The 12,509-nt window shown below is 57.9% G+C and carries 15 protein-coding genes; 9 read left to right on the top strand and 6 right to left on the bottom strand.

The window, feature by feature from the left end; all coding sequences use genetic code 11:
* Positions 1-42 precede the first annotated feature (42 nt).
* The 3 genes from AAAC48_RS02770 to AAAC48_RS02780 all read left to right on the top strand — a co-directional run bounded on the left by AAAC48_RS02770 (position 43) and on the right by AAAC48_RS02780 (position 1,999).
* The gene (locus tag AAAC48_RS02770; RefSeq protein ID WP_340652703.1) at positions 43-753 is read left to right on the top strand and encodes a YdcF family protein; all 711 of its coding nucleotides are present in this window, start codon (positions 43-45) and stop codon (positions 751-753) included.
* A 72-nt stretch (positions 754-825) separates the two neighbouring features.
* Entirely contained in the window at positions 826-1,617 is a 792-nt protein-coding gene (locus tag AAAC48_RS02775) for a 1-acyl-sn-glycerol-3-phosphate acyltransferase (RefSeq protein ID WP_340652704.1), read from the top strand.
* Between the two features lie 97 nt (positions 1,618-1,714).
* Complete coding sequence (locus AAAC48_RS02780) at positions 1,715-1,999, top strand: acylphosphatase (protein ID WP_340652705.1); 285 nt, start codon at positions 1,715-1,717, stop codon at positions 1,997-1,999.
* Here AAAC48_RS02780 and AAAC48_RS02785 read toward each other — a convergent pair.
* Positions 1,996-2,520: a gamma-glutamylcyclotransferase gene (locus AAAC48_RS02785; RefSeq protein ID WP_340652706.1), complete on the bottom strand. Its 525-nt coding sequence runs from the start codon at positions 2,518-2,520 to the stop codon at positions 1,996-1,998. The genes AAAC48_RS02780 and AAAC48_RS02785 overlap by 4 nt on opposite strands.
* Before the next feature lie 64 nt (positions 2,521-2,584).
* Between AAAC48_RS02785 and AAAC48_RS02790 the strand changes: the two genes are divergently transcribed.
* Entirely contained in the window at positions 2,585-3,604 is a 1,020-nt protein-coding gene (locus AAAC48_RS02790) for a DUF2125 domain-containing protein (RefSeq protein ID WP_340652707.1), read from the top strand.
* A gap of 180 nt (positions 3,605-3,784) precedes the next feature.
* Here AAAC48_RS02790 and AAAC48_RS02795 read toward each other — a convergent pair whose 3' ends face one another.
* Complete coding sequence (locus tag AAAC48_RS02795) at positions 3,785-4,720, bottom strand: prephenate/arogenate dehydrogenase family protein (RefSeq protein ID WP_340652708.1); 936 nt, start codon at positions 4,718-4,720, stop codon at positions 3,785-3,787.
* A gap of 3 nt (positions 4,721-4,723) precedes the next feature.
* Positions 4,724-5,830, bottom strand: a complete 1,107-nt coding sequence (gene hisC, locus AAAC48_RS02800) for a histidinol-phosphate transaminase (RefSeq protein WP_340652709.1) — start codon at positions 5,828-5,830, stop codon at positions 4,724-4,726.
* A 410-nt stretch (positions 5,831-6,240) separates the two neighbouring features.
* Here hisC and AAAC48_RS02805 point away from each other — a divergent pair, with 410 nt between their 5' ends.
* Both AAAC48_RS02805 and metW read left to right on the top strand, forming a co-directional pair.
* Positions 6,241-7,428: a homoserine O-acetyltransferase gene (locus tag AAAC48_RS02805; RefSeq protein ID WP_340652710.1), complete on the top strand. Its 1,188-nt coding sequence runs from the start codon at positions 6,241-6,243 to the stop codon at positions 7,426-7,428.
* A complete protein-coding gene (gene metW / locus AAAC48_RS02810; RefSeq protein WP_340652711.1) occupies positions 7,425-8,039 on the top strand; it encodes a methionine biosynthesis protein MetW in 615 nt (204 codons plus the stop codon). Before AAAC48_RS02805 ends, metW begins: the two co-directional genes overlap by 4 nt.
* A 122-nt stretch (positions 8,040-8,161) precedes the next feature.
* Here the strand turns inward: metW and AAAC48_RS02815 are convergent, their stop codons facing one another.
* A complete protein-coding gene (locus AAAC48_RS02815) occupies positions 8,162-8,902 on the bottom strand; it encodes a class I SAM-dependent methyltransferase (protein WP_340652712.1) in 741 nt (246 codons plus the stop codon).
* Positions 8,903-9,011: 109 nt separating this feature from the next.
* On the opposite strand from AAAC48_RS02815, the gene gloB reads away from it, so the two are divergent.
* On the top strand, positions 9,012-9,782 hold the full coding sequence (gloB, locus tag AAAC48_RS02820) for a hydroxyacylglutathione hydrolase (protein WP_340652713.1): 771 nt from the start codon (positions 9,012-9,014) through the stop codon (positions 9,780-9,782).
* Positions 9,782-10,225, top strand: a complete 444-nt coding sequence (locus AAAC48_RS02825; protein ID WP_340652714.1) for a cupin domain-containing protein — start codon at positions 9,782-9,784, stop codon at positions 10,223-10,225. Before gloB ends, AAAC48_RS02825 begins: the two co-directional genes overlap by 1 nt.
* Here AAAC48_RS02825 and AAAC48_RS02830 read toward each other — a convergent pair.
* Positions 10,212-11,072, bottom strand: a complete 861-nt coding sequence (locus AAAC48_RS02830) for an EamA family transporter (RefSeq protein WP_340652715.1) — start codon at positions 11,070-11,072, stop codon at positions 10,212-10,214. The genes AAAC48_RS02825 and AAAC48_RS02830 overlap by 14 nt on opposite strands.
* Before the next feature lie 37 nt (positions 11,073-11,109).
* Positions 11,110-11,913 carry a DUF3108 domain-containing protein gene (locus AAAC48_RS02835; RefSeq protein WP_340652716.1) on the bottom strand — a complete coding sequence of 268 codons (804 nt, stop codon included), beginning with the start codon at positions 11,911-11,913 and terminating at the stop codon, positions 11,110-11,112.
* Between the two features lie 272 nt (positions 11,914-12,185).
* Here AAAC48_RS02835 and rpmB point away from each other — a divergent pair, with 272 nt between their 5' ends.
* The gene (gene rpmB / locus AAAC48_RS02840) at positions 12,186-12,485 is read left to right on the top strand and encodes a 50S ribosomal protein L28 (RefSeq protein ID WP_112523551.1); all 300 of its coding nucleotides are present in this window, start codon (positions 12,186-12,188) and stop codon (positions 12,483-12,485) included.
* Positions 12,486-12,509 lie beyond the last annotated feature (24 nt).

Genomic DNA, 12,509 nt, shown 5'->3' on the forward strand with positions numbered 1-12,509 from the left:
CTGTTTAACCCTCTATAAAAACCGAACCACAAACGAGGCAATTTGCGACGCAAAATGGACGGCGTGAACGATAGCGATACCGGCAAGGAAAGCCGCGGTGAACGACTGATCTCATTCGTGCGCACACGGGTGATACTGCCCCTGTTCCTGCTTTGCATTCTCGCACTCGGCCTTTTCATCGGCGGCTTCATCGTCTTCAGTGATCACGTCAGCATGCTGGAGACACCGGATCTGGTCGAACCCGCTGATGGTATCGTCGTTTTGACCGGGGGCTTTTCCCGCATCGAAGGTGCCCTTGAACTTCTCAAGAACAAGCGGGGCGAACGGCTGTTCATCAGCGGCGTCCACGCCTCCACGAACCGCAATGAATTGCAACGCGTCACCGGTGGGGACGCCACCCTGTTCGAGTGCTGTGTGGATATCGACCGATCCGCCCTCGATACGATCGGCAATGCCGCCGAAAGCGTCAAATGGGCCAATGCAAACCATTATAAGCGGGTCATTGTCGTCACCAACAACTATCATATTCCGCGCACAATGGTCGAACTCAGGCGCGCCTCGCAGGATATCGAGTTCATCCCCTACCCCATTGTCAACAGCAATCTGCGGGACGGCGACTGGATCACCCGCGGCCTGATTGTTCGGGTTCTTTTTGTCGAGTATGTCAAATATCTCGGCGCCGTTATCCGGTCTGAACTGCCCGACAGCCTGTCAGACGCCACTGCCTCTCTGCTGCATCGCATAAAGGGGTAGGATCCAGGTTCACTGCGCCTTCCATATAGTATAACGAAGGCCCCAGACCCATCGACGCCACCCGAGACCCTCATGACGATCATCCGATCAATTGTCTTCAACGCTGTGTTCTATCTCAACCTGATCATCCAGATGATCATCTTTACCCCCTATTATTTTCTGAGCCCCCGCAAACAGGCGTGGAGTGTTCCGAAAAACTGGGCGAAATCCAATCTCTGGCTGCAAAAAGTGATTGCCGGCACGGACCATTACATTGACGGGCTCGAGAACATTCCGGATGGCCCCTATATCTGCGCCGCCAAACATCAATCCTTCTGGGACACCTATGCCTTCCTGCCACACATCGCCGACCCGGTGTACATTCTCAAGCGCGAATTGACCTGGATCCCGCTGTTTGGCTGGTACATCAAGAAAATGAAGATGGTGCCGATCGATCGCGGCAAACGTTCCGCCGCCATGAAGACCGCTGTCAGGGGGGCTCGTCAGGCCGTCGCCGAGAACAGACAGCTGATGATTTATCCCGAGGGCACGCGCACGGCTCCGGGTGCCGCACCCCGCTATAAATATGGTGTCGCCCATATTTATGGAGAACTCGGTATCCCAGTCGTCCCGATCGCGCACAATGCCGGACTTTACTGGCCGCGCCGCAAATTCATGCGCTATCCTGGCGTCATCCGCTGTCGTATCCTGCCACCGATTGAGCCCGGCCTCGACAATGGCGCCTTTCTGAAGAAGCTCGAAGAGGTCACTGAAGCGGCGTGCGACGATCTCCTGATCGAGGCCGCGAAATCCGAAAATCCACCCCCTATGCCCCCGACGGCAATCAACCGGCTGAGAGAGCTTGGCGTTAACGTCAGCGGTTAGCTGGTCACGCTCCACCCACTAGCGGGTCGGTTGATCCGGGGTTAGTCTTGCCTCTCACTATACAGGTGGACAGCGAATCTTTTTGCGGGAGGCCGCAATGGAAGACGAACAAAAAGCCATGCTGGTTCGAATTCACGGTCGGGTTCAGGGCGTCAGCTTTCGTGTCTGGACACGCATGCAGGCGGAGAGGCTCGGACTAACCGGCTGGGTGCGCAACGAAGATGATGGAACGGTAACGGCCCTCGTCGCAGGACCGGACGCGGCCGTGTCGGCTATGCTGAAACAGTTCTGGCAAGGCCCGCCCGGAGCGTCGGTTTCCCGTGTTTCATCCGAGCATGTTGATGTTGGCGAAGCACCTGACAGCTTCCGCATCACCGTTTAACGGCCAGCGTCGACCGCCGCGACGACCGCCTCCATCCAGTGGTCGCGAATATTCATCTTGCGCATATGTTCCAGCGTATTGTGCACATAGTCTTCGTTGCGCCCTGACTGACCGACGGAGCCGCGCACGGCGGTTGCCGCCTCGCTCACCGAAAGCGCACCGGAATATTGCACATGGCTGCGGTCAACGATGTAGGTCAGTGCCTCAACTTTGCGCCCGTCCTCCAGCCGTACACCGAGCCGTCGTTCCAGATAGACATGCGTCACCAGCTCGCGCGCCCGCAGGTATTCAACCACCTCATCCTCGAAATCGCCCGGCACGCGAAACGCCATCCCCAAACAGGACCCGCCACGGTCAAGACCGAGGACCAGACCGGGCCGCTCCGGCGTTCCCCGGTGCACATAGGAGCGCACGCAGAGTGCACGGCGATAGCCGTGTAAACGGGCATGCATCGTCTCCACATGTGCAAAGCCTGGCTTCCACATCAAAGAGCCGTAGCCAAAGACCCAAAAATCGCCCATATCCGTCCTGATAGCAGTTTGAAACTGTGAAGCGTCTTCCCTGATCGATAGCGAGAGCCGGACCATGCCGTCAAGCACCACCGAAAACAGCCCGAAACGGCGAAGACTTCTGAAATATCTCGGCGGCGGAATTGTTCTGCTCGGGGTGCTTTATACCGGCGGCTGGTACTATCTGGCTAACGAGCTGGAAAGCCGCGTTGCCACGAACATCGCGGCTTTCAAGGAAAAGGGCATCGACGCCACCTGCGAAAACGCCAGGGCAAATGGCTACCCCCTGCGCGTCGGTCTCGACTGCACCAAGGTGGGCTGGGCCGATCCGGCGAAGAACCTTTCCATTACCGCCGGAACTTTCCGCTCCGCAGCGCAGATCTACGACCCGCTCCAGATTGTCAGCAGGATCGATGGTCCGGCAGCGATCGACGTTCCCGGCATCATCCCGCTCGATGCCAAATGGGACAATCTCACTTCGAGCATCCGGTTGGATAGGCCGCTTCCCAGGCAAATCTCCATCCAGGGCAGCAATGTCATTGTCAATCAGCGCAACGCCGCAGCCGGCGATGCTCCAATGGCCGTTGTGCAGGGCGGCGAGTTGCACTTCGTTGCCAACGAACCGCAAATGGACGTCGCTCTCTCTTTCAACAAATTGAAGATTGCCGACAACCTCATCGATAACCGGTCCCTCCCGCAATTGACCGGCGCCGCGGATGTGCAACTGGCCAATGGCTTCGCATTGCTCGGCAAACCGGAACGGGATTTGACGGTGCTGCGCGGCCAGTCCGGCACGTTGCGCAAAATCGATGTGGCGTTTGATGATGGCAGCGGAATAGCCGTCACCGGACCGTTTTCGATAGCCGATGATGGCCGTATCAGCGGTGACTTCAAAGTGACGATGCGTAATCCGGAAGGCGTCGCCAAGGCGCTCCAGGGCATATTCCCCGAGGCAGGCAACACGATTTCCTCAGTGCTTCAGGCGATGGCCTTTGTGCCGAAGGATGAAACCGGCGCACCGACGCTGCCTATAACAGTCAAGAACGGCAAAATGTCAGTGGGTTTTATCAATATCGGCCGGCTGCCATCGCTATAATAGGTGCAAGACAAGGATTGCAAAGACGGTGCCGATGATCTGTCCCCTTGTGGGAGAAGCAATTTCAGCATCTTAGCCATTGTTAAGTGCTAGAAATTGCAAGCGAGGGGATAACATTCGGCAAGAAGAGCTAAAATCCGTTCTCCCCCGCAACGGGGGAGATAGCTTTGACAGCTGCCTTTATTTGGATGGCACCTGCGTTGCTTTCTGGCGGCCGAAGTCCGGTGCATCGACTTCCTGGCCGGCATCGATGATGCCGCGACGCACCGCACGGGTCCGCGTGAACAAGTCGAACAGCGCGTCGCCGTCGCCCCAGCGGACAGAGCGCTGCAATGACGCCAGGTCTTCGGAAAACCGCGCCAGCATTTCAAGGATAGCTTCCTTGTTGTGCAGACAGACATCGCGCCACATGGTTGGGTCCGACGCAGCCAGACGGGTGAAATCTCGGAAACCAGACGCCGAGTATTTGATGACCTCGGAATTCGTCACTTCCTCAAGATCGCTGGCCGTACCGACGATGTTATAGGCGATGAGATGCGGCAGGTGCGAGACGATGGCGAGGACGCGGTCGTGGTGTACCGGATCCATCGTGTCGAGCCGCGAACCGCAGGCTTGCCAGAATTTCGTCAGCCGGTCCAGGGCAACAGGATCAGTCCCTTCCAATGGCGTCAGGATGCACCAGCGGTTGGCGAAAAGTTCGGCAAACCCGGCGTCGGGACCGGAATATTCCGTTCCGGCAAGTGGATGACCCGGAATGAAATGGACGGTCGCCGGAAGTTCCGGCTGCATCTGTGCGATGACCGAGCCTTTGGTCGAGCCGACATCTGTCACGATTGCCCCCGGCTTCAACGACCCGGCAATCTTTTTGGCAATGGCGCCAGACGACCCGACGGGGACCGATACAATGACGAGATCGGCGTTCTTGACCGCCTCGGCGCTGGCGAGCGTGTAGCTGTCGCCGAGGCCTAGTTCCTGCGCCCGCGCCAACGTGTTTTCGCTGCGCGTGGAAATGACGATATGACCGGCCAGGCCTTCGCGCTTGATGACGCGTGCCAGCGACGAACCGATAAGGCCGATGCCGATCAGTGCGATTTTATCAAAATGGATTTTGGACATGTTCTACTTCAAGAATTCGGAGAGTGCAGCGACTACGCCGCGATTGGCTTCTTCGGATCCAATGGTAAGGCGCAACGCGTTCGGAAATCCGTATCCCGTGACGCGGCGCAAGATATAGCCCTTGCCCGTCAGGTAGGCGTCCGCCTTCTCGGCAGACTTCGCCGCATTGTCGGGGAAGTGCACCAGAACGAAGTTTCCGACCGATGGAGTGACACGCAGGCCAAGCGCCGTCAGCTGTTCCGCCAGCCAGGGCAGCCACTTTTCATTGAAGGCAACGGCCTGATCGACATGCGCGCGGTCGCGGATTGCCGCGGCCCCGGCAACGATTGCAGCCGAGTTCAAATTGAACGGGCCGCGAATGCGGTTCACCGCGTCGATGACGTGAGCTGGAGCGAACATCCAGCCGATACGAAGCGCGGCAAGGCCATGAATCTTGGAAAAGGTGCGCGTCATCACGACGTTCTCGAATGACGAAACCAGTTCGACACCGGCTTCGTAGTCATTGCGGCGCACATATTCCGCATAAGCGGCATCCAGCACCAGCAATACATTCTTCGGCAGGCCGGCATGCAGGCGGCGCACCTCTTCGAAAGGCAGATAGGTGCCGGTCGGATTGTTCGGATTGGCGAGGAACACCACTTTCGTGCGCGCCGTCACCGCGCTCAGGATGGAGTCGACCTCGGCGCGCTCATGATCTTCCTTGGCAACGACCGGCGTCGCGCCGGCAGCCATGATGTAGATCTTGTACACCATGAAGCCATGCTCGGTGTAGATCGCCTCGTCGCCTGGCGAAAGGTAGGTCTGGCACAGAAGGCCAAGCAGCTCGTCGGAGCCATTGCCGCACAGAATGTTATCGGCATTCAGGCCGTGCACATCGGCGATGGCCTTTTTCAGCGCTGTCGCCTGCCCATCCGGATAGATTTCCAGGCGCTCTGCCGCCGCGCGATAGGCATCGATCGCATGCTTGCTGGCACCGAGCGGCGTCTCATTGGACGACAGCTTATAGACCTTTGCAACACCAGGAGCATGTTCCTTGCCGGGGACATAGGCTGCTATGTCGAGCACACCGGCTTTAGGGGTTGGGCGCATGTCTTTAAGTGTCGAGGTCATGATTGATCCGTAACATCGTTCGATTGGTGTTCAAACCGATGCCGCCTTATCTCTCCCCTTGTGGGCGAGAAAGGATTTTCTTGAATTTAGCCTCTTTGGTAAATTCTTGGAAAATCCAAGAGAGGGGATTTGAAATCATCGAAGTACCCCCTCTCTTGCGCTTTCTAGCACTTAGCAAAGCTAAGATGCTGAAATTGCTTTCTCCCCCGCAAGCGGGGAGATAAGTGCGGCGACGTTTATTCCAAATACACCATCTCGCTATAAGCGACCGTGCGGACATAGCTGCCAAAGAGGCTGATGTCGAGAACAAGTTGCTGCGGACAGGTTGCAGAACGATTGAAACGCAAAGAAACCATTGACTTTGCGCAATGTGCGACCATACCTACCCCCGCACCCTAAATTGCGTGATCATGACCAAAGCCAGCCGCTCAACGCCCAAGAACGATCAGAAAAGCCAGGAAGCCACAAATCCCCACAGCCCTGTGGTGGAATTTGGAGCTGACAAGCCGCTGCATCTGGATAGCGGTGTTTCGCTGTCGCCCTTCCGCATCGCCTACCAATCCTACGGCGAGCTCAATGCTGATAAATCCAACGCGATCCTGATATGCCATGCGCTGACCGGCGATCAGCATGTCGCCAATGTGCATCCCGTGACCGGCAAGCCCGGCTGGTGGGAAACATTGGTCGGTCCGGGCAAGCCCGTGGATACTGATCGCTATTTTGTCCTTTGTTCCAATGTGCTCGGCGGCTGCCTGGGTTCGACCGGTCCAGCCTCGATCAATCCCCAGACCGGCAAGGCCTATGCGCTCGATCTCCCGGTCATCACCATTGCCGACATGGTGCGCGCCCAGGCAATGCTCGTCGACCATTTCGGCATCGAACAGCTCTTTGCCGTCATCGGCGGATCGATGGGCGGCATGCAGGTTCTGGAATGGGCGTCCAGCCATTCCGGCAGGGTGTTTGCTGCCGTTGCCATCGCAACCGGTGCGCGTCATTCCTCGCAGAACATCGCCTTCCATGAAGTCGGGCGCCAGGCAGTCATGGCTGACCCCGAGTGGAAGGACGGCCGCTATCTCGAAGCAGGGACCTTGCCACGCAAGGGTCTCTCAGTGGCCCGAATGGCGGCGCACATAACCTATCTGTCCGAGACTGCCTTGCACCGTAAATTCGGCCGCAACCTGCAGGACCGGCAGAACGTGACATTCGGCTTCGATGCCGATTTCCAGATCGAAAGCTATCTGCGCTATCAGGGCATGAGTTTCGTCGAACGGTTCGATCCCAATTCCTATCTCTACATGACCCGCGCCATGGACTATTTCGATCTGGCGGCGGAGCATGAGGGTGTGCTCGCGGATGCCTTTGCTGGGTCGAAGACACGCTTCTGCATCGTCTCCTTCACCAGCGACTGGCTGTTCCCGACCAGTGAAAGCCGCACTGTCGCCCATGCGCTCAATGCTGCCGGCGCCTCGGTCTCCTTTGTCGAGATCGAATCCGACCGCGGCCATGACGCGTTCCTGCTGGATGAGCCGGAAATGTTCTCAGCCATCAATGGCTTCATTCGCTCGGCGGCCCGCGCCAAGGGGCTCTTGCCATCATGAGCGTCAACATTCATCCCCGTGTCGATTTCGATGTCATCGCCTCGCTGGTGGAACCCGGCTCGCGCGTACTCGATGTCGGTTGCGGTGACGGCGAACTGCTGGAGCTGCTGCAGACGACCAAGGGCGTCGATGGCCGCGGTGTGGAGCTGTCGCAAAAGGGCGTCAATGAGTCCGTCGCCCGCGGCCTTTCGGTTATCCAGGGCGACGCCGACAGCGACCTCAAATACTACCCCGATGCCGGCTTCGACTATGTGATCCTGTCACAGACCTTGCAGGCTACCCGCAACCCGAAGAACGTTCTGACGGAACTCCTGCGCATCGGCGAAAAGGCCATCGTCTCCTTTCCGAATTTCGGTCATTGGCGGGTGCGTGCATCGCTCGCCATCAATGGCCGTATGCCGGTGACCAAGGATTTGCCCTACAGCTGGTACGACACGCCGAACATTCACTTCTGCACTATCAACGACTTTGTCGACATGACCAGGGAAGTTGGTGCGCAGGTGGAATCGGCTGTGGCGCTCAACGCGTTTGGCAGCCGGCTCGGCTTCAACATGCCCTGGGGCTTCTGGAATCTCTTCGGTCAGCAGGCGGTATTCCTGCTCAAACGATAATCCGGCCTTCCTGAAGGATTGCAGAGCACGATTCAAATCTTTCACAGAAATAGGCGATTCTCACACAAGAATCCTCGATTTCTTGGACAAGAATCTAAACCAAAGCGGGTAATCTGGTTGTATCAACGCGAACTCGCGCTTGCTGTGCCTGACGGCGAGAGGACGGGTACGAACACGCGACGTGACGAGCGCTTGGCCACAGGCAAGCCCTGGTAGATGCGTTTCTGCGCCTCGACAATCACCACGCCCGAGAACATCGGCCAGAAGCGCCGGCCCATCCGCTCCAACAGACCGGACGGGCGCATCATCCAGCGCCGCGACGACGGCGGGAAAAACAGCGCTTCGGCCCATGGACCCGGGGTGAAATTCGCTTCGCGCAATATCCGGGTCAACTGCCCCCGGCTATAAGGGCGGCCGCTGCCGAACGGCGTGTGCTCGAAGCGCGCCCAAAGCCCACGCCGGTTGGGCACGACAATGACCAGGCGGCCGTTCGGAGCCAGGACCCGCCACATTTCCTTCAGTGTTTCGCGCGGATCCTCGGCATGTTCGAGGGCATGCACCATCAACACCCTGTCCACGGCAGAATCCGGCAGGGGCAAATCTTCTTCAAAAATCAATGCGGTAGAGGATGGTTCAGCCGGTGGCCAGCTGGCTGCACCCTGCCCGGCAGGCATGAAGGCAAAGGTCCGCTCCGTATCGCCGCGAAACCGGTCGAGATAGGGAACGGCATAGCCAAGGCCAACCAGCCGCTCGCCCGGCAGCTTGGGCCAGATCGAAGCCAGCGCCATGGTAATCGAACGCTCGGTCAGGTGGCCGAGCGTGGAAGCGTAGAAGGAGCGAAGATCGATGATGTCGAGATGCATGGGCGCAACGTACCATGAGAAACGGGAACATCAAGAAATGGCTGTGACATGGGTTGCACCTGTTTAAAGGGGGACTATCCTGCACAGAGCAAGCATGAAGAGAACGACCATGTCCAATCTGCAAATCGAACAATTTACCGCCCGTAGCGACAATTTCGGCGTCCTGATCCACGATCCGGATGCCAATCTGACCGCATCCATAGATGCGCCGGAACTGCAGCCGATTCTCGACGCGCTCAGGCGTCGTGGCTGGAACCTGACGCATATCTTCACCACCCATCATCACGGCGATCATATCGAGGCCAATCTCGCACTCAAACAGCGTTTTGGCGTGGAGATCATCGGACCGCAGGACGAGAAGGCCCAGATACCGGGCATCGATCGCGCCGTCAGCCACGGCGAGCGGTTTCAATTCGGCAATTTCAGCGTGGATGTCATCTCGACGCCGGGTCATACCGCCGGTGAAATCTCGTTTTATATTCCTGCCGCCAAGGTCGTATTTACCGGCGACACGCTATTTTCGCTTGGTTGCGGCCGCCTTTTCGAAGGGACTCCGGTAACGATGTTCAGGTCGCTGCAGCGACTGATCGCATTGCCGGCCGAGACTGAGATCTATTGTGGCCACGAGTATAGCGAAAGCAATGCACGCTTTGCGCTGACCATCGACCCGGACAACTCGGCACTTAAGGAACGCGCCCGGCAAATCACCGCACTGCGTGAGGCGGGCCTGCCGACCCTGCCAACAACGATCCTGCGCGAGATGGCCACAAACCCGTTCCTTCGCTGGCATGACCCCTCGATTCGCCGGAATCTGAACATGGACAAGGCTAGCGACGAGGCGGTCTTCGCCGAGATCCGCAAGCGCAAGGATAATTTCTGATGACACTGACGCCAGACGAAATCCGCCGGTATCTCTGCCTTGAACCGCATCCCGAAGGCGGCTCCTATGTGCAAACCTTCCGCGACAACCAGAGCGAGTGGCCAGAAGGCGGGCGTGGCCATTCCACCGCGATCTACTTCCTGCTGGAGAAGGGCGAAGTGTCCGCCTGGCACCGGGTCAAGGATGCGGCCGAGGTCTGGCATTGGTATGGCGGTGCGCCCCTGCTCCTGACAATCGCGGCCGAAGGCTCTCCGCATGAAACGCACAGGCTAGGGCTCGATCTTGCAGCGGGTGAGCGCCCGCAAGCCATTGTTCCAGCCGGACAATGGCAGACAGCAACAAGCCTAGGCGACTGGACACTGGTCGGTTGCACTGTGGCACCGGGCTTTGACTTCGCTCAGTTCGAGCTGGCTGAGCCAGGCTGGGAGCCTAGCGTCGCTTGAGCAGCATTTCCTTGGCCGCCAACACCGCGCCAAGTGTGATCAGCAGGCAAGCGAGGAGGACACGTGTTGTTGGTTCGGTTACGCCAGCGATAATCAACACGAGCGTCGACAGGAGTGGCGCAGCGTAGCTCGACGCGCCGAGGACCTGGATATTGCCGTGTTTAACGCCGTAGTCCCAAACGTAGAAGGCGGCACCCACCGGAAAAAGGCCAAGCCCCAGCACGGCGAGCCATTGAACAATTCCTTCCGGCCAGACCGTCTGTTCCAACAGCAGGTGCGAAATTAGCGAAAGAACCGACGTTGCAACACAAAAGCCGGTGACTGCATCGGTCGGCACGTTTGCAAAACGCCGCGACAACAGCGAATAGGCCGCCCAGGTCAACGCGCACAGCCCCGCCATGGCATAGCCGAAACTATACCGGGCATCGAAGCCTACGCCGCCGCCCTTGGTGATGATCAGCACGGTACCAGACAGCCCCAACAGCGTGCCGACAATGTGGAACCAGCGAAGGCGTTCGCCCGGCATCAGCGCCGATCCAACGACGATGAACAGCGGCCAAAGGTAAGCGATCAGGCTGGCATCGACGGCCGGTGCGTTACGCAGCGCCGTGAAATAGAGGAAGTGGTAGCCAAAGAGCCCGACAACACCGAGCAGCCAGACTCGCGCCGGCTGCCGCAGATGCCGTGCCGCGCCCGGCCGCCAGAACCACGAGATCAGCCCAAGGCTTGCGCCGATGGCGAATGTCATGGCTGTCAGTTGAAATGGCGGAACCTTACCCGACACATCTGTGAAAAGCGCGAGCATCGCCCACATGATGATCGCAAGAAACCCGACAAACGTAGCCACGACGCCCCCAATTCGAAAGCGGCCGCCCCAGCCGCGTCTATTGTGTCTTTTCGAAACGGGTTGCGTAAACAGTCACCGTGCCGACCTGCGTGCCGATCTTCGCCAGCACCGGCGAATAGATAGCGGACTTGCCGAGCGATGCAAAGGTGAGACTGATCCTGCTGGAGTTTTTCAGATATTCAATCGCCTTTCGACCCGACTGATAACCGGCAATCGGAATAAATTTGGCCGCGCAGGTGATAGCGTCACCCTTGAAACCTTTGGTGGAGAAGGGCTGCGCGCCGCCAGAGGGAGATAGTTTAAGATCGACGCGAGTCTGGCCATCATAAATATGCAGCGTCTGGGTACAGACCTCGTTCAGACTGCTGGCGGCCACCATCACGCCTGAGATTGGATCGGCAACGGCTTGAAGATCGGCGCGCGAAAGTTCAACCCAGTTTTTCTTCTTGTTGATGGGGGGTACATTGGTTGTATTGGTCACATTCCCGTTGGTAAAGGCAATCGACGTGCTCTTGTCGCGGTTGCCATGCTTGTATTTGACCACGTAGGAATCTGGTACGGGACCGTTCTTGGCAAACTGACCCGTGACATCGAGCTTGCCTTTTGTGTCGTCAAACAGACTGGCGAGGCCGGAACTGGAAAGGGTGCCCTTCACCTCGTAAGTGCCATCCGCGACTTTGGTTGAGAAACTTGCCTTGGCAATCGACAAACCAAATAGCGAAACGCGATAATCTGTCTGATAGGAATCGGCCGGTCGAGCCGGCGTTGCCGCCATCAGCGCAAGTGCAGCAAAGGGAATAGTCCAAACTGTTCGACCGGCAAAATGCCTGCTGGCTTTCATTCTCTGTCATTCCCGTCCAAAGCGGTCCCTGTCCTTAGGCTTCGACTGTATAAAGCAGGCAAAGTTGTGATAAACATAAGAATGCAGGCGTCTTTACGCAAAAGCCATGCCAAACATGGCAGAAGCGCACTTGACGCGCGCGGCTCATATCACTATAGAAACGCGACTTCCCAATAGGCCGCCTGTCCGATAAGCGCGCCGCTGCACGGCGACGTGCGATGGTAACAAGAAACATTCGGGCTATAGGTAATGAAATTTGAAGGTGAGACCCAATGTCCCGCACATGTGAATTGACCGCTAAATCGGTACAGTACGGTAACAATGTGAGCCACGCGAACAATAGGACGCGCCGCCGCTTTTTGCCAAACCTCTGCCACGTAACGCTGATCTCGGAAGCTCTCGGTCAGAGCTACCGTCTGCGCGTATCGGCCCATGCCCTGCGCAGCGTCGAGCATCGCGGTGGCTTGGATGCGTTCCTGGTCAAGGCTGACGAGAAGGAACTGTCGCAGCGCGCCCGTCTCCTGAAGCGTCAGATCGCCAAGAAGCTTCTCGAAGCCCCGGTTGCTGCTTAATCAGCAAACGCGACCTTTTGTATT

The organism is Phyllobacterium sp. (assembly GCF_037994405.1).
Taxonomy (GTDB): Bacteria; Pseudomonadota; Alphaproteobacteria; order Rhizobiales; family Rhizobiaceae; genus Phyllobacterium.

Excerpts from the sequence above, each read along its gene's own strand:
- AAAC48_RS02775 (WP_340652704.1), top strand. The coding sequence starts at position 826 with ATGACGATCATCCGATCAATTGTCTTCAACGCTGTGTTCTATCTCAAC.
- AAAC48_RS02780 (WP_340652705.1), top strand. The coding sequence starts at position 1,715 with ATGGAAGACGAACAAAAAGCCATGCTGGTTCGAATTCACGGTCGGGTT.
- AAAC48_RS02785 (WP_340652706.1), bottom strand. The coding sequence starts at position 2,520 with ATGGGCGATTTTTGGGTCTTTGGCTACGGCTCTTTGATGTGGAAGCCA.
- AAAC48_RS02790 (WP_340652707.1), top strand. The coding sequence starts at position 2,585 with ATGCCGTCAAGCACCACCGAAAACAGCCCGAAACGGCGAAGACTTCTG.
- AAAC48_RS02795 (WP_340652708.1), bottom strand. The coding sequence starts at position 4,720 with ATGTCCAAAATCCATTTTGATAAAATCGCACTGATCGGCATCGGCCTT.
- hisC (WP_340652709.1), bottom strand. The coding sequence starts at position 5,830 with ATGACCTCGACACTTAAAGACATGCGCCCAACCCCTAAAGCCGGTGTG.
- AAAC48_RS02805 (WP_340652710.1), top strand. The coding sequence starts at position 6,241 with ATGACCAAAGCCAGCCGCTCAACGCCCAAGAACGATCAGAAAAGCCAG.
- metW (WP_340652711.1), top strand. The coding sequence starts at position 7,425 with ATGAGCGTCAACATTCATCCCCGTGTCGATTTCGATGTCATCGCCTCG.
- AAAC48_RS02815 (WP_340652712.1), bottom strand. The coding sequence starts at position 8,902 with ATGCATCTCGACATCATCGATCTTCGCTCCTTCTACGCTTCCACGCTC.
- gloB (WP_340652713.1), top strand. The coding sequence starts at position 9,012 with ATGTCCAATCTGCAAATCGAACAATTTACCGCCCGTAGCGACAATTTC.
- AAAC48_RS02825 (WP_340652714.1), top strand. The coding sequence starts at position 9,782 with ATGACACTGACGCCAGACGAAATCCGCCGGTATCTCTGCCTTGAACCG.
- AAAC48_RS02835 (WP_340652716.1), bottom strand. The coding sequence starts at position 11,913 with ATGAAAGCCAGCAGGCATTTTGCCGGTCGAACAGTTTGGACTATTCCC.
- rpmB (WP_112523551.1), top strand. The coding sequence starts at position 12,186 with ATGTCCCGCACATGTGAATTGACCGCTAAATCGGTACAGTACGGTAAC.